The sequence below is a fragment of the Granulicoccus phenolivorans DSM 17626 = NBRC 107789 = JCM 15570 genome, assembly GCF_000423085.1.
Taxonomy (GTDB): domain Bacteria; phylum Actinomycetota; class Actinomycetes; order Propionibacteriales; family Propionibacteriaceae; genus Granulicoccus; species Granulicoccus phenolivorans.
Genome location: NZ_AUHH01000010.1, coordinates 68,922 through 91,045, shown reverse-complemented (window position 1 = coordinate 91,045; position 22,124 = coordinate 68,922). Strand labels below are relative to the sequence as shown.

At 67.3% G+C, this 22,124-nt stretch carries 19 protein-coding genes; 17 read left to right on the top strand and 2 right to left on the bottom strand.

The genetic code is table 11. The annotated features are described in order from the left end of the window. The first annotated feature begins 32 nt into the window (after positions 1 to 32). From G531_RS0105490 to G531_RS0105420, 15 genes are all read left to right on the top strand, one after another. Entirely contained in the window at positions 33 to 224 is a 192-nt protein-coding gene (locus tag G531_RS0105490) for a ferredoxin (RefSeq protein ID WP_026926476.1), read from the top strand. Between the two features lie 48 nt (positions 225 to 272). Next, on the top strand, positions 273 to 2,381 hold the full coding sequence (locus tag G531_RS0105485; RefSeq protein WP_081683851.1) for a 3-hydroxyacyl-CoA dehydrogenase NAD-binding domain-containing protein: 2,109 nt from the start codon (positions 273 to 275) through the stop codon (positions 2,379 to 2,381). A gap of 317 nt (positions 2,382 to 2,698) precedes the next feature. Beyond that, positions 2,699 to 3,964, top strand: coding sequence for an ABC transporter substrate-binding protein (locus tag G531_RS24400; RefSeq protein ID WP_026926474.1), 1,266 nt, complete (start codon positions 2,699 to 2,701; stop codon positions 3,962 to 3,964). A gap of 123 nt (positions 3,965 to 4,087) precedes the next feature. Next, positions 4,088 to 6,835: a branched-chain amino acid ABC transporter permease/ATP-binding protein gene (locus tag G531_RS20675; RefSeq protein WP_051215098.1), complete on the top strand. Its 2,748-nt coding sequence runs from the start codon at positions 4,088 to 4,090 to the stop codon at positions 6,833 to 6,835. Continuing rightward, a complete protein-coding gene (locus G531_RS0105470; RefSeq protein ID WP_035757666.1) occupies positions 6,832 to 7,614 on the top strand; it encodes an ABC transporter ATP-binding protein in 783 nt (260 codons plus the stop codon). Before G531_RS20675 ends, G531_RS0105470 begins: the two co-directional genes overlap by 4 nt. Positions 7,615 to 7,866: 252 nt before the next feature. After that, positions 7,867 to 8,685: a TauD/TfdA dioxygenase family protein gene (locus G531_RS0105465; protein WP_026926472.1), complete on the top strand. Its 819-nt coding sequence runs from the start codon at positions 7,867 to 7,869 to the stop codon at positions 8,683 to 8,685. A gap of 800 nt (positions 8,686 to 9,485) precedes the next feature. Next, positions 9,486 to 10,628 carry an acyl-CoA dehydrogenase family protein gene (locus G531_RS0105460; RefSeq protein ID WP_162143149.1) on the top strand — a complete coding sequence of 381 codons (1,143 nt, stop codon included), beginning with the start codon at positions 9,486 to 9,488 and terminating at the stop codon, positions 10,626 to 10,628. Beyond that, on the top strand, positions 10,625 to 11,584 hold the full coding sequence (locus tag G531_RS0105455; protein ID WP_026926470.1) for an acyl-CoA dehydrogenase family protein: 960 nt from the start codon (positions 10,625 to 10,627) through the stop codon (positions 11,582 to 11,584). The genes G531_RS0105460 and G531_RS0105455 overlap by 4 nt, the downstream gene beginning before the upstream one ends. Before the next feature lie 76 nt (positions 11,585 to 11,660). After that, positions 11,661 to 12,617, top strand: a complete 957-nt coding sequence (locus G531_RS26885; protein ID WP_026926469.1) for a hypothetical protein — start codon at positions 11,661 to 11,663, stop codon at positions 12,615 to 12,617. Between the two features lie 86 nt (positions 12,618 to 12,703). Then, complete coding sequence (locus tag G531_RS20670) at positions 12,704 to 13,678, top strand: phosphotriesterase family protein (RefSeq protein ID WP_051215096.1); 975 nt, start codon at positions 12,704 to 12,706, stop codon at positions 13,676 to 13,678. A 63-nt stretch (positions 13,679 to 13,741) separates the two neighbouring features. Beyond that, positions 13,742 to 15,013: a CaiB/BaiF CoA transferase family protein gene (locus tag G531_RS0105440; RefSeq protein ID WP_026926468.1), complete on the top strand. Its 1,272-nt coding sequence runs from the start codon at positions 13,742 to 13,744 to the stop codon at positions 15,011 to 15,013. Between the two features lie 31 nt (positions 15,014 to 15,044). Beyond that, positions 15,045 to 15,479 carry a Zn-ribbon domain-containing OB-fold protein gene (locus G531_RS20665; protein ID WP_035757662.1) on the top strand — a complete coding sequence of 145 codons (435 nt, stop codon included), beginning with the start codon at positions 15,045 to 15,047 and terminating at the stop codon, positions 15,477 to 15,479. Between the two features lie 81 nt (positions 15,480 to 15,560). After that, positions 15,561 to 16,745, top strand: a complete 1,185-nt coding sequence (locus tag G531_RS0105430; protein WP_026926467.1) for a thiolase C-terminal domain-containing protein — start codon at positions 15,561 to 15,563, stop codon at positions 16,743 to 16,745. After that, positions 16,742 to 17,536 carry an SDR family NAD(P)-dependent oxidoreductase gene (locus G531_RS0105425; protein ID WP_051215095.1) on the top strand — a complete coding sequence of 265 codons (795 nt, stop codon included), beginning with the start codon at positions 16,742 to 16,744 and terminating at the stop codon, positions 17,534 to 17,536. Before G531_RS0105430 ends, G531_RS0105425 begins: the two co-directional genes overlap by 4 nt. Before the next feature lie 26 nt (positions 17,537 to 17,562). Continuing rightward, positions 17,563 to 18,588, top strand: coding sequence for an ABC transporter substrate-binding protein (locus G531_RS0105420; protein WP_081683848.1), 1,026 nt, complete (start codon positions 17,563 to 17,565; stop codon positions 18,586 to 18,588). 84 nt (positions 18,589 to 18,672) lie between these two features. Here G531_RS0105420 and G531_RS0105415 read toward each other — a convergent pair whose 3' ends face one another. Together G531_RS0105415 and G531_RS20660 are read right to left on the bottom strand one after the other, a co-directional pair. After that, the gene (locus tag G531_RS0105415) at positions 18,673 to 19,386 is read right to left on the bottom strand and encodes an alpha/beta fold hydrolase (protein WP_026926464.1); all 714 of its coding nucleotides are present in this window, start codon (positions 19,384 to 19,386) and stop codon (positions 18,673 to 18,675) included. A gap of 17 nt (positions 19,387 to 19,403) precedes the next feature. Further along, complete coding sequence (locus G531_RS20660; protein ID WP_051215094.1) at positions 19,404 to 20,264, bottom strand: enoyl-CoA hydratase/isomerase family protein; 861 nt, start codon at positions 20,262 to 20,264, stop codon at positions 19,404 to 19,406. Between the two features lie 227 nt (positions 20,265 to 20,491). Here G531_RS20660 and G531_RS0105405 point away from each other — a divergent pair, with 227 nt between their 5' ends. Both G531_RS0105405 and G531_RS0105400 read left to right on the top strand, forming a co-directional pair. After that, entirely contained in the window at positions 20,492 to 21,679 is a 1,188-nt protein-coding gene (locus G531_RS0105405; RefSeq protein ID WP_026926463.1) for a thiolase C-terminal domain-containing protein, read from the top strand. Further along, on the top strand, positions 21,679 to 22,080 hold the full coding sequence (locus tag G531_RS0105400; protein WP_026926462.1) for a Zn-ribbon domain-containing OB-fold protein: 402 nt from the start codon (positions 21,679 to 21,681) through the stop codon (positions 22,078 to 22,080). Before G531_RS0105405 ends, G531_RS0105400 begins: the two co-directional genes overlap by 1 nt. Positions 22,081 to 22,124 lie beyond the last annotated feature (44 nt).

The following is a 22,124-nucleotide window of genomic DNA, read 5'->3' as shown; positions in this document are numbered from 1 at the left end:
AACCCCGTTCACCTGCCGATGGAAGGCAACCCATGAAGGCAATCGTTGATGGTTCACTGTGCGCCGGGCACGCCCGCTGCGTATTCGAGGCGCCCGAGGTCTACGAATTGGACGACCTGGGATACAACTCGACCACTATTGATCCGGTGCCCCCGGGACTGGAGGACAAGGCACGCCGCGGTGCCGACGCCTGCCCTGAGCGCGCGATCTCGATCCAGGAGTGACCGCCGTGGCCCCAGCACTGATCTCGCACCCGAGAGGAGCACCGAACCGTGTGTGAGACCGCCGACACAGGTACGGCCGTGAACGGCGTCGTGCGAGTGCAGACCCGAGGCTCAATCAGCGTGATCGAGGTTGATTCGCCACCGGTCAACGCACTGTCGAGGGACGTCCGAGCCGGAGTCAGTTCCGCCGTGGTCGCGGCCAACGAAGATCCCGACGTGGTGGCCCTCGTCATCACCTGCGCGGGACGAACGTGGATGGCGGGGGCCGACATCAAGGAGTTCGGTGGCCCGCCGCTGGAGCCGACCTTCACTCGGATGATCGGCGTTCTCGATGGTTCGGTGAAACCGATCGTTGCGGCCGTCCACGGCACTGCCCTCGGTGGCGGGTTGGAGCTCGCCCTCGCCTGTCACCATCGGGTGGCTGCCACGGGTACGGTTCTCGGAAGCCCCGAGATCAAGCTCGGCCTGCTCCCCGGCGCCGGTGGCACCCAGCGGCTCCCACGCCTGATCGGGCCGGTGGCAGCCCTGGACCTGATCCTCACCGCTCGAAACGTCGCCGCCGACGAGGCCTTGGCACTGGGGCTCGTGGACGCCGTGGTTCCGTCCGACGAGTTGCGTCGGGCCGCCATCGCGACGGCGCTGGAGGTGGCTGCGTCCGGGCAGCCGGTGCGGCGGGTGCGTGACCTGAGCGAGCGCATCGCGCCGGATGCTGTCCCGGCCGACCTGTTCACCGAAGCCCGCATGAACCTCTCGCGTTCCACACCGGACCTGCTGGCGCCGCAGTACTGCATCCGGTGCGTGGAGGCCGCAGTCACCATGCCGTTCGATGACGGCGTTGCCCTGGAGCGGGAACTGTTCTACGAACTCGTGGACACCTCCCAGTCGCGAGCCCTGCGCCACGTCTTCGCTGCCGAGCGACGGGTCAAGCGTCCCCCCGGGGAGTCGGCTTCGGCCCGCGACGTACAAGCGGTGGGGGTGGTGGGTGCCGGGACGATGGGCTCCGGTATCGCGATGGCGCTCGCCGATGCCGGCTACCGGGTACATCTCGTCGACTCGGATCGTGGTGCGTTGGAACGCAGCGACACCTCCGCGGCGGCCCGGTACCAGCGCATGGTCGGTCGGGGCGAACTGTCCGAGGCGGCCGCCCGGGCTCGCCGGGACAGTATCGGGCGCAGCGAAGAGTTGGTGTCCTTGCGGGCATGTGACGTCGTCATCGAAGCCGTTGTTGAACGGTCGGACGTCAAGAAGGCGCTGCTGCGCCAGGTGGACGAGGTGCTCGGGGCGGACGCCATTATTGCCAGCAACACCTCGACCCTCGACCTGGATGATCTCGCCTCCGTGATCGGTGACCCGTCGCGGGTGATCGGGTTGCACTTCTTCTCGCCCGCCCACATCATGACCTTGGTCGAGGTCGTTCGAGGTCGCCACACATCTCCGGACGCGTTGGCCACCGCCCTCGATATGTGTCGGCGGATGAACAAGACCGGCGTGGTCGTCGGGGTTTGCCCCGGGTTCGTCGGGAACCGGATGTTGTTGCGGCGCACGGCCGCCGCCGATGCCCTGCTGTTGCAGGGGGCGATGCCGTGGGAGATCGACGCCGCCCTCGTGTCGTTCGGCTTCAAGATGGGTCCGTACCAGATGTCAGATCTGATCGGTCTCGATGTGCTCTGGAACCGAGAGACCACCTCGAGTGCCACGATCCGCGAAGTCCTGTGTGAACAAGGCCGTTTCGGTCAGAAAGCCGGGGCCGGGTTCTACGACTATGCGGAGAGTCGTCGCGGCGCCCCGTCCGAGCAGGTCGCCGACATCGTGCGCGGCTTCGCTCGACGTTCGGGTCAGACACAACGCGCGTTCGGCCCCGACGAAATCGTCGATCGCCTGATGGCGGCCCTGGTCAACGAAGGCGCGAAACTGCTCGACGAGGGAATCGCCACCCGTGGGTCGGACATCGATGTCGTCTGGGTGCACGGATATGGGTTCCCGCGACACAGGGGCGGACCGATGTTCTTCGCCGACGAGCGGGGTCTCGACCGGATGCTGGCTTCCGTCGAGGAGTTGGGGATTCCCGAACAGGAGCCCGCCCCGCTCCTGACCAGGCTGGTCTCGGAGGGCGGTCGCTTGGCCACCTACGAGCCCGGGGTTCCTTCCTCGGGGTAGCACTCGCCGAGCACGCCTCCCAAGCCCTTCGTGGCGAGGGAGGCGTGCTTCGGTTTCCAGCCATATCGACAGGCGTCGCCGGGCGACGCGCCGTTCGAGGGTGCCCGGTCGGCCCCGTCCGAGCGCGACGTTGAAGGCCCCGAGCGACCGGTTGTTCCTAAAGATCGTGCCCGATCGGGCGATTGTCCCGAAAACCCTTGACTTGGTGCCGTCGGGAAACCTAGATTCAACCCTAAACCAACCAACCGGTTGTCTGGTACAGGGCCCGCCGTCCATTGGAGCTTCGGGACTGAGATTCTCAGAAGGGAAGAGTCACCATGATTCGGAAACGCAAGGTCGTCGGGGCGGTGGCAGCCGTGACGCTGGCGATGGTGTTGGCGGCGTGCGGTTCGTCGACCGGTGGCACCAAGCGGCCGGCCGGCCCCGCGTCTCAGGGCCCCACGCCGACGGGGGACCCCGTCAAGATCGGATTGCAGTACTCCGAGGTCCCCGGCTTCCAGCAGTTCGCAGCGTCCAAGCAGGTCGCCGACGCCTGGACCCAGTGGGTCAACAACGAAATGGGTGGCGTCAATGGTCACCCCGTGGAGATCATCGCGATCAACGATCAGTTGAACGGCGATACCTCGGTGGCCTCGGCGAGGCAGCTGGTGGAGCAGGACCACGTCGCCGCCGTGATCAGCCAGACCCCGTTGTCGTACTCGGTGAACGCCAGCTACTTCGCCTCGCAGAAGATGCCCCTGATCGGTGGCATCGCCTCCGACATCGACGTCACCAAGGCCGGGTCGAACGTGTACCCGATGGAGGGTACGACCCCGTACGCGCAGGCCGCGCCAGTGCTGGCCATCAGTCAGTCGGGCGGCCGCAGCTACGCAGTCGCCGCCTGCGCGGAGGTGCCCAGTTGTACGACGTCGGCCGATATCATGGCCAAGTTCGCTCCGGCCGGGGTCACGTCCCGCAGCACCGTCAGGGTTGGCACGGCCGATGCCAGCTACACCGGTCCCTGCCTCGGGTTGGTCCAGGGTGCTCCGGACGCCATCGTGCTGGTGCTCGGTGGTGCCGTGTCGCAGAAACTGGTGCCTGAGTGCCAGCTGCAGGGATTCACGGGCAGCTACGTGGTGCAGGCGAACTCTGCCGACAAGGCGAACATTGATGCCCTCACCGGCGCGGGCGCCTCGGTTATCGGTACCCAGAGCAACTTCCCCTGGTGGGCCGACGCCGAGCCGGCTCAGCGGTTCCGCGACGTTATCGATCGCTACGCGCCCGACACTCCCATGGGCTCCACCGCCACCGGAACCTGGAGCACTCTGGAATTGTTCCGCAAGGCGATGAAGGCCCACGGCCCCGGTGCGGACAAGGCGGTGGACGCGGCTGCCGTCCGTGACGCCTATGCCCAGATCAAGGACGAAACCCTGGACGGCCTGCTCCCGCAGCCGCTGACCTTCGGTGCGAACACCCCCAGCGACGTCACCTGTGTGTGGCCGTTCACCGTTGAGAACCGAAAGCCCAAGACGCTCGCACCCCACGGCGACAGCGGAAACGGCCAGACCGGAGATCTGGCGTCCTCCTGCCTGCACGCCAACTGATCTAGCGCTGAACCACCGTCGTGCTGGGACGGCACGCACGACGGTGGACCAACGGTCGAGCCGGACGATGGGTTCGCTCGGCCCGACCGTCACCGCTGTACAACGCTCAGGAGCCTCACGAACATGACACAACTGTTGCCCTTCATCGTCGCAGGGCTGGCGACCGGCTCGATCTACGGCCTCGCCGCGACCGGACTCGTCCTCACGTACAAAACGTCGGGCATCTTCAACTTCGGGTACGGCGCGCTGGCAACTATCGGCGCCTACGTGTTCTACGCACTCTTCGTCGACCTCGGCCTCGACTGGCCGGTGGCGATGGCCATCGCGGTCCTCGTCGTCGGGCCGCTGATGGGCCTGGTGATGGAGTTCATCTCCCGGTCCCTGGCCCCGCAACGGACGGCCTGGAAGGTGGTCGGCACCGTCGGCCTGATCCTGCTGGTGCAGGGCGCGGGCACGCTGCTCTACGGTGCCGACACCCTGATCGTGCCCCAGTTCCTGCCCGGCACACTCACCATCGTCCAGATCCTCGGCGTCAAGGTTCGACTGAGCCAGATCCTCGTCGCAGCGGCCGCCTTGGTGATCGTCGTCATCCTGTACGTGGTCTTCCGGTTCACCCGCTTCGGCGTGCGGTTGCGCGCCGTGGTGCAGAACCCGGAGCTGACCGATCTGCAGGGGGTCAACCCGGTCATGATCCGCCGGGCGGCCTGGATCATCGGATGTTCCTTCGCGTCGCTGTCGGGGATCCTGCTGCTGCCGATCGTCGGTCTCGACCCGCTGTTGCTCACATTCTTGATCGTTCAGTCATTCGCGGCTGCCGCCATCGGGCGGTTCTCCAGCATCCCGGTCACCTTCGTCGGCGCTCTGGCGATCGGCCTGGCCGAATCGATCCTGCTGCGCTACGAGGTGGCCCTGCCGGACCTGGCCGGGGTCTCCCGGGCCCTGCCCTTCGTGATCTTGATCCTGATCATGCTGGTGACACCCCGCAGCAAGCTCGTCCCGGCGACGGTCTCGGAGAATCGGCCGGCGCTGCAGTGGCACGGACCCACGAAGATGCGCATCGCCGCCTACATCCTGGTGGTCGGCGCGCTGGCCACGGTTCCGCTGTGGGCTTCGTCGCGGATGTTGGTGCCGTACTGGGCCAGTGCCTTGACCACCACGCTCATCATGCTCTCGCTCGGGCTGCTGGTCCGCACCGCCGGCATCGTCTCCTTGTGTACGGCGGCCTTCGCGGCGATCGGAGCCGTGGCGTTCTCGCAGTTCGCCGTCGAGGCCGGCATGCCATGGCTTCTCGCGGTGCTCCTGGCCGGCGTGGTCGCGGTGCCGATCGGGGCCTTGGTTGCGATCCCGGCCATTCGGCTCTCCGGACTGTTCGTTGCCTTGGCAACCCTCGGATTCGGCCTGCTGGTCGAACGATTCTTGTACAAGCAGGACTTCATGTTCGGGCCGCTGGCCGCCGGTCGGGCCATGCCCCGACCGGGATTCGCCTTGTCCGACCAGGCCTTCTACTACCTGTTGCTCGGATTCGTGGTGGTGGCGCTGGTCGTGTTCGCCGCGATCCAGCGCGGGCGGCTGGGACGCATGCTGCTGGGCATGAGTGAAGCACCGCGGGCGGTCACCACGCTCGGTCTCAGCCCCCGGATGACCCGGGTGCTGGTGTTCTGCATCGCGGCCTCGGTCGCCGCGATCGCCGGCGCGCTCAACGGCGCAATGTTCGGCCGCGCGCAAGCGACCAGCACGTTCTATTCCAGCTTCAACTCCCTGGTGCTCATCGTGGTGTTGTCGCTGGTGCCGTTCCGGGCACCGTGGTTCGCGATCCTGGCCGGCGTCACCGTCATCGTCCCCGGGTTGGTCACGGGGGAGAGTACCCCCTACGTGATGAACATCCTGTTCGGTGTCTTCGCCATCATGACCGCCATGGCGGGTGGTCCGCCCACGATGCCGATGCGTCTGCGGCGGTTCTTCGAGGCCCGCTTCGGTGACAAGAAGAAGACCGGTGCCGGGCCCTCGGAGGAACCTGCGTCCGCCCAGGCCGTGGTGACCCACCGCACGCATCAGGGGGCAGGCCTCGAGGTAAGCGGGTTGGAGGTTCGCTTCGGCGGATTGGTGGCGGTCCGTGACATCGACCTGCACGCACCGCTGGGGCAGGTCACCGGGCTGATCGGTCCCAACGGCGCCGGCAAGACGACCACCTTCAACGCATGCAGTGGCCTGAACAAGCCGGTGAAGGGAACGGTGTCGCTCAACGGCGAGTCGCTCACAGGACACAGCCCGCACCAGCGGGCTCGGGCCGGTCTCGGGCGCACCTTCCAGATCATGGAACTGTGCGAATCCCTCACCGTCGCCGAGAACGTGGCGTTGGGCCGCGAGGCGAGCCAGGCCGGCTCGGGTATCATCACTCAGTTCTTCGCCTCGCCGCATGAGCGAGCGCTGCGGAGTGCGGCAACGACCGAGGCGATGCGGCTGTGTGGCATCGAGCACCTTGCCCACCGGCAGGCCGGATCCCTGTCGACCGGTGAACGTCGTCTCGTCGAACTGGCTAGGGCCCTGGCCGGACCCTTCGACGTGCTGTTGCTGGATGAGCCGTCGAGCGGTTTGGACAGTTCGGAGACGCAGGAGTTTGCCGCCATCCTCCGCCATGTGGTCAAGGAGCGGGGCGTCGGCATCCTGCTCGTCGAACATGATGTCGCTCTGGTGCTCGACCTGTGCGCATACATCTACGTCATGGACTCCGGACAGATGCTGTTCCACGGCACCCCGGCCGACGTCCGTGACAGCCGCGAGGTCCAGGAGGCCTACCTGGGCGAACAGCGTCCCTCCGCGGAGTCCAGCCAGGACCACCTACACCAGACGACCCAAGGAGTCGAATCATGAGCAGCACTGGCACCGGTGGGAACACCGACGCGCCTCCGGTCCTCGAGGTCCGCGGCGTCAGCGCCGGATACGACGGGCTGACGGTGCTGCGTGACGTCTCCCTGGCGGTCCGTCCGGGTGAGCTCGTTGCCCTGGTGGGCCCGAACGGGGCCGGTAAGTCGACGCTGCTCAAGGTGGTCTCGGGAGTCCTGCGACCATCCAGCGGTCAGGTGCTGATCGACGGCCAGGACATGACGCGGATGGCGCCCTTCCGGCGCCGCCGGGCCGGCGTGTGCCACATCCCGGAGGGTCGGGCGGTCTACAAGGGCCTGACGGTCCAGGAGAACCTGCAGATGCAGGCGCCGCGCGGGCAGCACCGTCAGCTCATGGCGGACGCGATGGACGCATTCCCCAAGCTGGCCGACCGACGCAAGCAGATCGCCGGGACGATGAGCGGCGGCGAGCAGCAGATGCTCGCGATGTCGAACGCGCTCGTCTCCGGAAACCGGGTGATCCTGGTCGATGAGCCCTCGCTGGGCCTTGCTCCGATCATCGTTGAGTCGATCTTCGAGTTCCTCGAGAACGACCTGGCGGCCAACCACAACGTGGCCATGATCATCGTGGACCAGTTCGTCCACCGGTTGCTCGAAATCGCCGACCTGGCGCACGTGATGCGGCGCGGCCGGCTGTCCTGGAGCGGGTCGGCCGCCGAGCTCAGCGACGGTAACGTCTTCGAGAAGTACGCCGACGACCCGACTTCTGCCGAGGGGCCCGAGACCGACGGGGTGGCTGCCGGATAGGGGAGTGCGCCCGGCACACCGTTGGTCTCGCGTGTCGATCGGGTCCGGCCGCAGCCGCGAACCCATTGACCAGGACTGCAGTGCCGGATAGACTACCAACCAATCGGTTGGCGGTTAAATGTCGCGAGGACGCTGGTCTGTGCAGCAGGCGCCCGGATTGTAGTCAAAAGCACTCAACTCCGATTCACACGCTGCAACTCTCTTGACGTGGTCACACGCCCTTCGTGTGCCCGTCCGTGTGAAAGGACCACCATGACCACCACGACCCAGATCACCGCACGGCCCCTCAACGGCGCGATCGGTGCGGAACTCTCCGGCATCGACCTGACCCGTCCGATCGACCCCGACACCGCCGACCAGATCCGCGCCGCCCTGGCGCAGCACTCGGTGGTGTTCATCCGGGAGCAGGGGCTGGACCCCGAAGTCCACCTCAACCTCGGGCGTGCCCTGGGTGAGATCAAGCCGCCGGTCGCCACCCTGCGCAACCTGGCGGACCGGGGCTACCCCGAGATCGGTGTCCTCGGCTCCATCGACACCGCTGTTGCGAAGGCCTCCTCCAACTGGCACATCGACGTCAGCTGGTCACCGACCCCGCTGAAGTACTCAATCCTGCACATGCAGGTGTGCCCGCCGGTCGGCGGTGACACCACCTGGTCAAGCGGCTACGCGGCCTACGACGCGCTCTCGGTGCCCATGCAGGAGTTCCTGGCCGGGATGACGGCTCACCACACCACCTTGGACCCGGAGCAGCCGGACCGGAAGACCGACCACCCGCTGGTGATCCAACACCCCACTACCGGGCGGCGCGCGTTGTTCCTCAACTCCGAGTACATCCGCCGCATCAACGAGCTCACCGAGGGTGAGAGCGCCGCGGTGCTGGGGGAGCTGAACTCGCACGCCGGATGTCCGGAAAACTGTGTGCGGTGGACGTGGACCCCCGGTGACATCGGCATCTGGGACAACCAGTTCGTCCAGCACTACGCGATCACCGACTACGGCAGCCAGCGACGCGAGATCCACCGGATCGAAATCCAGGGCGAGGCGCCCATTCCGGTGCGCAAGGGTGCCTGACACCTGCCGCGGGTCGACGATCGGAAGTCCGGCGTGGGGGAGCGGGTCCTCGGCGGCGCCGAACCGTGCGCGACGCCGGTACCTGATGGTTCCGAGCATCCGTAGCCACCCCGGAGTCATCATGATTTCGACTACCTCGACCGTCGATCAGTGCTTCCCTGGGGCAACGGGTGAGTCGGGCGCGTGACATCGCGGGTTCGCTGTTCAGGTCGGAAGGAACCCCGTTCCTTCCGGCCTGACTGCGATACTCACCACCGCGGTCACCGTTACGCTCGGGTACCACCCGACCGACACCCTCGGCTCCATCGGTGCCGAGGTGGCGGCTGCGGTTACGCAGGGCCTGGACGTCGAGCACACCGCGGTGGCGATCGGCGTCGCCGCCTCGCTGGTCACCAGGGCCGGCGAGGACGCCTCGACGGGTCGATGTCCGCACCGATCAGCGCTACGACGAGCTGTACCGCCGGAACCGGTGGCCCGCGGCGAGGGTCGAGGTGGACACGGACGTCGCGCCCGTGTCGCGCGAGTTTCTTGATCGACCGGGCGCGCCCGCTTCGCCGGCCCGGCCTGCCAGATGGACGCGAAGTGCATCGCCTGCCTGGCGTCGTATCTAAGCCCGCACCGAGTGCTGACGCCGTTGCGGGACATTGCCGGGATGGAGGCGCTGGTCCCGGTTTTGGACGGGCTGGGGGTCCGCAGAGTGCCTTGCCGAGAAGTCGGACAAAAGTACTGGTAAACCAGACGATTGGTTGGTAGCGTGCGCCGGAGAGGTACTCGCTGACTATGAGGAGGCTGACCCGGTGGTGACCACTGTTCTGCGACCGACCCTTCGGTTCGACGACGCCGACGAAGACGTTCGGGCCCGGCTGCGCCGTTTCATCGACGACCACGACCCGGGCCGGCCCTCGGCGGACTTCCCGGAACGGGTGGCCCAACTGCGTCAATGGCAGGCGGCCCTGTGTGCCGCCGGTTTCATCGGCATGTCCTGGCCTGAATCCGACGGCGGTCAAGGGCGCGGCCTGAGCGCCGAGGCGGTGCTCTGCGAGGAACTCGGTCGAACCACCATGCCGGAACTCATCAACCGGATCGCGCTCTACACGGTGGCTCCGATGATCCAGCAGTGGGGCACCCCCGAGCAGCGCTCCCGGCTGTTGCCCGGCATGCTCGACGCCTCGGAGATCTGGTGCCAGGGCTTCTCCGAGCCGAGTGCCGGGTCGGATCTGGCCGGGATCCGGACCCGGGCCCGCCGTGACGGCGATGACTGGGTCATCAACGGCCAGAAGGTCTGGACCAGCCGCGCGCTCTGGTCGAAGTGGTGTGCGCTGCTGGTGCGCACTGACGGCGAACCCGGTTCGCACAAGGGCCTGACCTTGGTGGCCCTGGACATGGGCACCCCCGGGGTCACCGTACGTCCCCTGTATCAGATGTTGCATGAGGCGCACTTCAGCGAGGTCTTCTTCGACGACGTGCGGGTGCCGCATGCGAACGTCATCGGTGAGCCCGGGCAGGGCTGGCGGGTTGCGATGTCCACCATGGGATTCGAGCGGGGCCTGTTCGTCCTTGAGCGGCAGATCGGTCTGCGGCGCCGGCTGGCGGTGCTGGCCGAGCAGGTCGGTGAGCGCCCCGACGCGCATGTGAAGCTGGGTGAGCTCGCGGCGATGCTGGAAGTCCTGCGGGCCCACACCTACCGAACCCTCGCCGAACAGGATCTCGGGATCCTCGAGCCGGGGTCGACTTCGGTCGACAAGCTGCTGCTGACCGAGTGCTATCAGGCCGTCTGCGGGGAGGCCTTCGATCTCAATTCCCAGCCCGATCGGCTGTTCATGGACGAGATCGCCCACGACCTGATCGAGGCGCGTTCGGTCAGCATCTACTCGGGCAGCACCGAGATCCAGCGCAACGTGATCGGATCCCAGATCCTCGGACTGCCCAGGAGGGCCAAGTGAGTGAGAACCAGGAAGTGGTCGAGCTGTTCGCCGACATCTGCCGCGACACCTTCGACATGCCGCGCCTGTTGGAGTTGGCCGAGCGTGATGACGTACCTACCGCGGGCCAGGTGAAGGTGTTCGTGGACGCGGGCGTGCTGGGCCTGGCGGTGCCGGAGGACCTAGGTGGTGTCGGCCTCGGGGTCAATGAGCTCACCGAGATCGCGATGCACGCCGGTGAGAACCTGCTGCCCTGGCACCTCTTCGCCGCCATCTTCGGCGGGGTGCCGGCGATTGCCGCCGCGGGTGATGACGTCGACGACGTCATCGGTGGGGATGTATCGGTCGCGCTGGCCGTCCGTGTCGGCGACCGGCCGTCGAAACCCGAGCTGCTCACCTGGCGGACGTCGACGGAGCCGGGTCGCGTCGTCGTCATCGACGGACCCGAGACGGTGGACGCGGCCGCTGGTGTGGAGCCGCTGCCGGGTGACACGCTCCGAGTCGGACTCGAACCGGGGCAGGGGATGCTGACCATCGGTGCACCTGCCGTCCCCTCGACGTCTGCCGCGGTTCCCGAGGCGGCCGCCCGGCGCATCGTCCGGATCTGGCGCCTGGCGCTGTGCGCCCAGGCCTGGGGCTGCGCGAACGCCCTCTTGGAGCGGTCGGTCGCCTACGCCAAGGAACGCGAGCAGTTCGGAGCCCCGATCGCGACCTTCCAGGCGGTCGCCCACACCTTGGCCGATATGCACGTCGGTGTGGCGGCCGGACTCTCCGCCCTGGGGCGGGTGAGTCGGTTGATCGACGACGGTGACGCTGCGGTGGACCGCGAACTGGCGTCCCTGGAGAGCTGGCTGCTGACGCGTTCACGGCGGGTCTGTGAGCAGGCCGTCCAAGTGCACGGCGGAACAGGATTCACGTGGGAACAGGATTCACGTGGGAACTGGGCCTGCACCTGTTCTACCGCCGCGTCCTGGTGATCCAGCAGCTGGCCGGCGGCCCCTACGCGATGGCCCTGCGTGCCTTCGCGCAGCGTCATGGGGAGGGTGTCTCGGCATGAAGTTCGACATGGTCCATTCCCCCGACGGGATTGTTGCCGACGTCGACGCGACCGTCGACGCCCTTGTCGAGCGCCTTGGGCTGCCGCGCCCCAAGCACTCGTGGATGCAGCACTCGGACAGCCACGGCTACGCCGCGATGTTCGCCCGCGTGCACCCGTCCCGTGCGTTGTCGCCCAGTCGTCTCGAGGTGATCTCCGACTATCCGCAGACCCGGTTCGGGCCCACCGACATCAGTGCCAACATCGCCCTGGTCGACAGGCTGCAGGGGGAGCGCCCCGTCAAGACGCACGCCACCGTGCTCACCACCTCCGACATGGATGGGCTGATCGCGCACCTGCGGGAGCGAGGTGTCCGCCATCGGGTCGACCCGCCGTCGGCCGAGCTGGGGCACCCGCGGCTGTGGATCGGGTTCGGGACGGATCCGGCCGAGCCGTACGAGCCCGCCGACGACGCGGGGCTGATGATGGAGTTCATCCCCACCCAGAGCCTGATGCTGCCGGACCCGTGGCCGGCGGCTGAGCCGATCGCGGAGGTGGTCGAGGGGTCGGCCGCGATGGTGCGGATGGCGGCCCGTAGCTACATCGTCCGGGACGTGGCGGCCACGGTTGCGACGCTGGCCGACCGGGTCGGGTGGGCGGCCGGCGCCATCACGGGCGAACCTGGGTCGCGCTCGGCGACCATGGAGCTGGCGAACCCCAGGTCGGCGAAGTTCGAACTCATCGAACCGGCGGCCGATCTCGATGCGACGCAGCTGTTCGACGCTCACGGCGAGGGCACCTTCGCGACCCGGATCACCGTCGGTGACCTCGAGGCGAAGAAGCGGGACCTCGCCGACCGAGGCACCCCCTTCCGGGAGCTCACCTGGGTGGACGGCAGGATACTGCTGCGCGTGGGCCCCGAGGTCGTCCCCGGATTCTGGGTGGACTTCGCCGACGAGCGCACTGAGCCGTGAGGTCCGCCCGAGTTCGTTGACGTGACGGTGACCAGAACGTAGACTGCTAACCGACCGACCGACTGGTTGGTTACTGAGGAGATGAAATGGCTGTTGATACCGTGCTCGGCCCGGTGGATGTCCAAGCCCTGGGGGTGACGCTGTCGCACGAGCACGTTCGTGTGAAGGGCGAGCCCGAGTCCGTCCAGTTCCCACATCTCTTCGACGACGAGCTGGCCCGCAGCACGGTCATCGAGAGGCTGGAGGTGGTGGCGGCGGCCGGCGTTCGTACGATCTGTGACCCGACGGTGCTCGGCCGCGGTCGTGATGTGCGCTTCGTCCGCTCCGTGGCCGAGGCAACCGGGCTCAACATCCTGGTTGCCACCGGCATCTACACCCTGGACGTGCTGCCGCGCTTCTTCGCGGGACGACCTGACGCGGTCATGGTCGACGCCATGGTGCGCGACGTCGAGGTCGGGATCCAGGGCACCGATATCAAGGCCGCATTTCTGAAGGTCGCGACCGAGGCCGGCGGCCTCACCCCCGACGTCGAGAGGGCGCTGCGTGCCACGGCGCGGGCACACCTGGCCACCGGCGTCCCGATCATGACGCACTCCTCGCCCACCAACCGGATCGGCCTGCTCCAGCAGGACGTTCTCGCGAGTGAGGGCGTCGACCTGTCCCGGGTGATCATCGGTCATTGCGGCGACACCCAGGACGTCGACTACCTGCGCAGCGTGGCCGACCGAGGGTCGTTCCTCGGCATGGACCGGTTCACCCTCGAAAGCATCCTGGCCAACGAGCCGCGCCTCGACACCGTGGTCCGGATGGCCGAAGCCGGTTACGCGGATCGCATGATGCTGTCGCAGGACGCATCCTGCGACATCGACGTCATCACACCGATCCGTCCGATGACGTATGTGCTGGACGAGGTGTTGCCCGAGCTCGAGCGGCGCGGCGTCTCCCAGCAGGAACGTGACCTGATGATGATCCACAACGTCAAACGCTGGCTGGATCCCTCGGTCGCGGCCGTGAACCCCGGCGATACCACCCACCTGTCCGATTCCCCGCGCGCAGTCTGACGACCGCGCGTCCCACCTGCCCGCACCCGAACACGCTCCCCGGAGCGGAGAGAGGAGCCGATGATGGCCCCCGACACCACCCAGTCCCCGTTGCGACTCGATGGGCGTCTTCCCTTGCACGGCGTGAAGGTCGTCGCCGCCGAGTTGCTGGTTGCCATGCCGTTCGGCACCCAGTTGTTCGCCGACTTCGGCGCCGACGTGATCGACATCGAGCACGTGAGCTTCCGTGACGACCCCGACACTCGCTGGCGCCTGCGCAGCGGGCGGCACAAGCGGCGCATCGCCATCAATCTCCGTGATCCGCGGGGCCAGGAGATTGCTCGTTCGTTGGCCGCGTCGGCCGACGTGTTCGCCGAGAACTACCGACCGGGCGTCATCGAGAAGTACGGACTGGGGTACACAGCGCTTTCGGCGCTCAACCCGAAACTCGTTTATGCGTCGATGAGCGGCTTCGGGCACCAGGACTTCCTGCCCAGCCCGGTGTGGAACCTGGCCTCCTACGGGCCGATCGCCGAGTCGATGAGTGGCGTCGCGAACGCGCAGGGTGACGAGCCCGGCAAGGCCGGTATCGCTCTCGGTGACATCATCTCGACCCTGTTCTGCATGATCGGCATCATGGTCGCCCTCCGCGACCGCGACCAACACGGCAAGGGGCAGTACGTCGACATCTCGATGGCCGACGCCCTGCTGACGCTGAGCGAGCGACGGGTGCTGATCAATAATCTTGCCGAGATCGCCGACGAGTCGGCTGCTGCACGTTCCGCCGAACTGAACAACGCCGGTTTCGGCACGCTGACCTTCCAGGCCGGCGACGGTGCCTTCACCCTCGTCATCCTCGATTCGGCGGCCAACGACGAGTCGCACTGGGGCCGTTTCTGCAACACGGTCGGTCACCCGGAATGGATCACCGACTCCCGCATCATGACCACGGCCACCCGCCGGGCCGCCCTGGAGGAGATCGTGACGCCGGCGGTGGCGGAGTGGGCAGCCAGCATGACCAAGTCCGAGGCCGCCGGAGTCCTGCGCAACGCCGGTCTGGCCGCCGCCCCGATCCTGACCCCCGTGGAGACCATGCATGAGCCGCACTACGTTGCCCGGCGCATGTTCACCGAGGTGGAGGAGGAGCGCGGTGCGCGCCTCAAGGTCGTTGGCAACCCGATCAAGATGTCGGGGTTCGAGGAGCTAGGCGTGCACACGGTGCCACGCATCGCCACCCCCGGTGAGCAGACCCGCGAGATCCTGATCGAGTCGCTGGGCATGTCTGACTCCGATGTCGACAACCTGATCGACAAGGGTGTGGTCGCCGAGACTCATGCCCCGGTCGCCTCCCGCTGACCACCAGTACTCACGACGAGGAGACAGCGCCATGCAGTTGGCCGATTCATCGATCGATCGCCCCGTGCCGGTACCGGACGAGGTCTCGGAAGGATTCTGGGAGGCGGTGAAGGAACACGGCGACCTGCGGATCCAGCAGTGCGACCAGTGCGCCGCCTATTACCATCCGCCGGTGCCGCAGTGCTTCACTTGCCTGACCAGCGGCCTGGCCTTCGTGCCAGTCTCCGGACGGGGCGAAGTGGCCGGCTGGACGGTGATGTACGAGAAACTGGTGGCCGGTTTCGAGGGGCAGGTGCCCTACATCGGCGTGCTGGTGGCACTGGACGAGGACCCGGAGGTCCAGCTCGCGGCGAATCTCATCGACGCCGATCCCACGGCGGTCCACGTGGGGATGAAAGTGACCGCCGTCTTCGAAACCATCCGCGACGGCTGGGTGCTGCCGCAGTTCACGCCGTCCGAATCCTGACCGATCCGACCAACCGCATGTCGGGAGTCGGCCCCCCGCAGTACGCCCGGCCGGGTCCCACCCCCTCGAAGGAGATCCTCAGTGAACACCATCCGTGGCAAGACGGCGATCGTCGGTGCTGCCTTCTCGACCGTATCTCGTCGTGGCGACGTGCCGCTCGGCGTCCTGGCCATGGACGCGGTTCGGGGCGCAGCCGCCGACGCGGGCATTCCGGTCAGCGACCTCGACGGCCTGTCGGTGTACCCCAACCCCTCGCGCATCGGTGCCGGGGCCACGGACGGGGTCGACTACGTCAGCGCCCACTACATGCAGCGGGCGTTGCGGATGAAGGAGCCCCGCTACACCGTGCAGGTTGACCCCGGCTCGTTCGTCGGTTCAGTCATCGAGGCGTCGCAGGCAGTGGCTGCGGGTGCGTGTGACTACGCTGTCGCGTGGCGGGCCATGCACAATCCCAAGGGTCGGTTCGGGGCCTACACCTCCCGCGAGGCAGGCGGGCCCGACCAGTACCTCGGTCCGTACGGGCTGATGAATCAGGTCGCGATCAACGGGCTGGTGTACTCCCGGTACTTGGAGAAGTACGGTGCCACGCGCGAGGACATGGCCCATTTCGCCGTGAACAACCGCCTCAACGCATCCCGCAACCCAGAGGCGGTCTGGTTCGGCAAGCCGATCACCCATGAGCAGTACGTGAACGACCCGATGGTGGCCTACCCATTCTCCCGGCTCGACTGCGACATGTCGGTCGACGGGGCCGGTGCAGTGATCGTCACCTCGGCCGAGCGGGCCAAGGACCTGCGGTCCACCCCCGCGTACCTGTTGGGTTACGCGTCACTCGGCAATGAGCGTGGATACCACGTGACACCCACGCTGGAGGACATCGAGCGCGGGGGGCGTCACATGGGGCGGGTCCTGTGGGAGTCCGCCGGGGTCGGGCCGAAGGACATCGACCAGGCCAACGTGTACGACGGGTTCAGCATGCTGGTCTACACCTGGCTCGAGGCCCTGGGCTACTGCGGTCCGGGCGAGGCACACGAGTTCGTCCGGGACGGGCGCATCGCGGTGGACGGCGAGTTGCCGCTCAATACCAGCGGTGGCAGCCTGGGCATGGGCCGGCTGCACGGTACCGCCCAGCTGATCGAAGCGGTTCGGCAGATCCAGGGTGTGTGCGGCGAGAACCAGGTCGCGGATGTCAACCTGACCCAGGCCTGTTCCGGCGCACCCTTCTGGGGCTGCGGCAGCGTCGTCCTCGGGCGTGATCCCCAGTGAGCATCGTGGACGCCGCGCTGGCCGGTCGGGTCGCGATCGTCACCGGGGCCGGAGCCGGAAACGGGGCGGCGATCGCAGAGCGCCTCGCCGCAGCGGGTGCCGCGGTCGTGTGCGCAGACCTGAACGGTGAGGCCGCGACCAGCACCGCGGATCGGATCCGGGAATCCGGGGGCCGGGCGAGCGCGGTCACCATGGACCACACCAGCCTCGAGGACTGCCGGCGTACTGCCGACCAGGCGCTCGCGGTGTTCGGTGCCATCGACGTGCTGGTCAACAACGCCGGTATCGCACGCGTGGGTGTGGCTCACGAGGTCCGCGCCGAGTCGATGCGCAAACAGCTGGATGTCAACGTGCTCGGACCGATGCTGATGTCGCAGGCGGTCCTGCCGACGATGATGGCCGCCCGCCGCGGATCAATCGTGATGATCGCCTCGCTGGCCGCACTGTACGCAAAGCCGGGCCAGATGCCGTACGTGGTGAGCAAGCACGCGCTGCTCGGCCTGACCCGCTCGATCGCGGTGGACTACGGCCGGCACGGGGTGCGCTGCAATGCGGTCTGCCCGGCGTTCATCCGCACTGAGATGACCGAGAAGTACCTGGACCATCTGGAGAAGACGTCCGACTCGACCCGGGAGGAGGTCGTCGCCGACCTGACCCGGGACATCCCGCTGGGCAGGTTGGGAGTGCCGGCCGATGTCGCCGAGGTCGTGTTGCACCTGGCGAGTGATGCGTCCGCCTGGACGACCGGGGAGTACTACCGGCTCGACGGCGGCGAGTGGGCCGGCCGCTGACCCCGCCACGTTGCGGAGAAAGGAACATGATGATGCCGAGGAAGTCAATCGGCCTCCGCCCTGCAGTTGCAGTGGCCCTGGTGTCGGCGGCTGTGCTTGCTGCGGGCTGTGTCGCTCAGCAACCGGACCAAGGTGGCCAGGATGCGCTCATCAAGGTGTCGGTTGCGACAGCAGGCTCCAGCTTCCCCCGGTTCCCGGTGGAACTGGGCCAGCAGTTGGGGATCTTCAAGGACGAGGGCATCGATCTGGAGATCGTCACAGCGGACCCGACAGCCGCGATGGCAGCGCAGATGGCCGGTTCGATCGACATGTCGCTGCAGGCCACGCCCAACCTCATCGTTGCCCGCGAGAACGGTCAGCACTTCGTGTTCTTCTGCGGCAGCACGCCGGTCTTCACCCAGCGGTTGACGACGATGGACGCGTCGATGCCGGCGGAGGGTAACGGCGACGATTGGCAGGACGTCCTGCGATCCCTGAAGGGTAAGACGATCTCGGTCGCGGCAGTCGGTGATTCCATCGACCTGATGCTGCGCGACGGGCTGCGGGGCCTCGGCATCGATCCCGAGAAGGACCTCACCATCATCGGTATCAAGCCCGACGCGGCTCGGACTGCGCTGACGCAGGGCCAGGTGGACGCCGCATTCGTGCCGCCTTACGTCGACGTCCAGATCGTCGCCGACGGCGGCTTCAGCGTGCTGAAGACCGAGTCGATTCCGTCCTTCGCAGGCTACAGTTCCGCGTTCACGGCGACCAAGGAATGGGTTGAAGCCAACCCGGACGTGGCCAGGCGCTTCTGCGCCGGGTTGGATCGCTCGATCGATGCCATCGATGATCCCGAGCACCAGGAGGTTGTCGACAACCTCCTCACCAGCACCTACGGCGTGCCGGAGAATCGGGCAGCCGTCGATTCCGCGAGGGCGACCCAGGCATCGATCGTCTCCACCGAGATCCATCGCGACGCCATCGAGTCGATGATCGAGAAATCGAAGGCGTGGGGTCAGGGTGGCCGCGCCATAACCTATGAGGAGTTGGTCGCACCACCGGCTCGTTAGTGTTCCGGAGGCGCCCCACATGGAGCGAGGCGGTCGAGGCATCTTGTGCTTCGACCGCCCTCGTGGGCGTTGGGGCCGTGTCGGTCAGTCGACGTCGGACGCGGTCTCCTCGGTCTCGGCGATGGCCTTGAGGATCCAGCTGACGACCGTCCTAGGCTGTTCGAGGAAGGGCATGTGGCCGGCGTTGACGATCGGCACGACCACGCCGCCGAGCTGCGCGGCGAGCTCGACGTGGGACTGCAGCGGCACGGCCTTGTCGTGCTCACCCCACAGGACGTAGGTCGGGACCGTCAACGCCTTGCCGGAATGCGGCTTGTACCGCTGCAGGGCGCTGAGGTGGCGGTGCACGGTCTGGGAGCCGCGGGCCTCCCAGTCTTTGATCGCGGTTGCTACGACGTCGGCGGGGGCTTCGGGAGCCAGGGATACCCGAGCGAGCTTGGGGAAGAGGTCGGACGGTGCGCGACCGATCCAGTCGAGGAAGTCCTGACCGACATCGATACCGAACCCGGCGGCGGCCAGGACGAGGGCGTCCACGGGAACCTGTTGGGCGATCTCCAGCGCCACCATGGCGCCCAGGGACGCGCCGACGAGGGTCAGCGGACGGGGAAGCGCGGCGACGGCGGGCACGAGTTCGGACGCCATCGCCGCGACGTCGTCGAGTTCGGGCAAGGGTAGGACGGTGGCCTGCAGCATTTCGGCCGCAGTCGTCCAGTTCAGGCCCGCGCTACCCCCGCCGGGTATGATGACGCACGAACCGGTCTGGCCGTTGGCTTCGGTTTCGGTGGACAGGGAGGACATGGTCGCTCTCCTTCGGATCAGGCGCTCGGCGCGCTCGTCGGGTGGTGGGCTGCAGCGGGCCACACGGGTGTCCGCCGCTCGGAAAAGGCCCGGATTCCTTCAGCGGCGTCCGGATCGGTGAGGCAGAAGCGCAGCGCGTACTCGCGCTCCAGCCGCGCTGCCTCGGGAATCGGGGCCGCACCACAGACGTCGATCATCGTCTTGACCGTGGCCAGCGCCCGGGCGCTCTTGGCCGCGATCGGCGCGGCCACGGCCAGACCTGACGCGAGGAGTTCGCCGTCGTCGAAGACGTCGTTGACCAGGCCCCATTCGTGGGCCTCCTCGGCCGACAGGACCCGCGAGCTGAATACGAGCTCCTTTGTGCGGGCCGGGCCGATGAGGCGCGGGAGACGGGTCATGGCGCCGGCGCCACCCACCTGGGCGTAGTTGAGGTGGGCGTCCCCGATCGAGGCCGACCGGGCCGCGACGGCCAGGTCGCAGGCGAGCACGAGTTCGAGACCGCCGGCCACGCACACCCCGTTGATGAGCGCGATCACCGGCTTGGGCAGCGCCCGGATGCGATCGCAGAGCGCGATGTAGCGGTCGACGAAGGCGGGGAAGGCGATCGCGTCGCCCTGGATCGACAAGAAGTCCTTGAGGTCGCCGCCCACGCAGAAGGCGCGTCCGGCACCGGTCACCATCACGACCTTGATGGTGTCGTCGGCGGCCGCGGCGTCCAATGCTTCCGCCATGGCGGCCACCAGGCCGTCGTTCATGGCGTTCAACGCCCCGGGTCGGTTCAACGTCAGCACGGCGATCTCGCCCTGGTCGCCGTGGCGGGTCACACCGACCAAGGCGTCCGTGGCGACCTCCGACCGTTGCTCGGACAAGGTTCCCATGACACTCCCTCCCAACCAGTTGATTGGTTGGTAGGTCGAGCATAGGACTCCTGCCCGGCAGTGGCAAGACGTCGTTCAGGTGTGTGCACCCGTCCCTCGGTTGCGAATCGCGGCGATGTCTTGACGACAGCGCGCGGCGGGCCTACCGTTGTAAAAACCAATCGATTGGTTGGGTTTCGGCGTGCCGACCGGCGCGGACGGTGTGACAACAGGAAGCGAGGGTGGTAGTGGCGAACAATCCACATCTGAACGCATGCGCGATCGTGGGCATCGGTGCCACGGAGTTCTCCCGCAACTCCGGGCGTTCCGAACTCACGCTCGCCACCGAAGCGGCGGTGGCCGCTGCGGCGGATGCGGGTGTCGCGGTCTCTGACATCGACGGCATGGTCCGCTGCGACATGGACTTCGTGCAGCACAACGCGCTCGCTGACGCGCTGGGCCTGCCGAACCTGTCGTTCTGGTCCGATGTCGGCGTCGGCGGTGGCGCACCCGCGGCGATGGTCGGACAGGCGGTGGCCGCGATCATGTCAGGTCAGGCGTCCACGGTGCTGGTCTACCGCGCCCTCAACGGCCGAACCGGCGCGCGGTACGGTCAGGGTGACGGTCAGGGTGCCGAGGGTGGCGGCGGCGGGTCCTACCTTGAGTACTTCTCTCCATACGGTCTCAACACCCCCGGTCAGATGTGGTCGATGCTGGCCCGGCGGCACATGGTCGAGTTCGGGACCACCTCCGAGCATCTGGCGCACATTGCGATGACCTGTCGCGAGAACGCCAACGCGAACCCGCTGGCGCAGATGCACGGTCGGCCGATGACCATGGACGACTACCTTGCCAGCCCGATGCTCACCGATCCGTTGCGGCTGTTCGACTACTGCATTGAGACCGACGGTGCCGTGGCCCTGATCGTCACCTCGCTCGAACGTGCACGAGACCTGCCCCAGCCCCCGGCGGTGATCCGCGCGGTCGCCCAGGGGGTGCAGGCGGGCATGCAGCCCGGAATCGCCTTCCCGTCGATGATGCGCGCATCGCTGACCACCATGCCGTCGGCGCCGACCGCGGCCCGGCTCTACGCGCGGGCCGGCATGACTCCGGCCGACATCGACGTCGCGCAGTTCTACGACTGCTTCACGATGACCGCACTGATCCAGTTGGAGGACTACGGGTTCTGTGCGAAGGGCGAAGGTGGACCGTTCGCTGCCAGTGGCGCCATTCGTCGCGGCGGCAGCATCCCGATCAACACCGCCGGTGGCCACCTCTCCGAGGGCTACCTGCACGGGGTGAACCACATCCTCGAGGGTGTCCGGCAGATTCGGGGCACGTCGACAAGTCAGGTCGAGGGTGCCGAGGTGTCGCTGGTGACCTCGGGCCTGCCGATCGCGACGAGCGCCATGATCCTTACCAAGGGAGTCCTGTGATGACCGACCTGTTCGTCCCCACCACCACCGACCACGACACCGGTGGTTTCTGGGAGGCCGCCCGCCGGCACCAGATCGCGGTGCTGTACTGCGCATCCTGTGACGCCGTGCTGCACATGCCCAAGCAGTACTGCCGCCGGTGCGGCAGCTTCGACACCGCGTGGCGTGACGTCCGCCCCCAGGGTTCGGTCTATTCGTGGATCGTCGTCGAGCGGCAGATCCATCCTGCCTATCCCGCGCCCTACACCATCGCGCTGATCGAGTTGGACGATGCCCGCGAGGCTCGCCTGATCGGCCACCTACCCGGTCGAGTCGACCTGCAGGCAGGTCAGGCGATGATCGCCGGCTTCGAAGACCACGAGACCTACACCCTTCCGGTCTGGCGTCTCGCTTCCGTGTGACGGGTGCCCCGCCCTCGCCCGCTCGGTCCCGCCGCTCGTGTTCG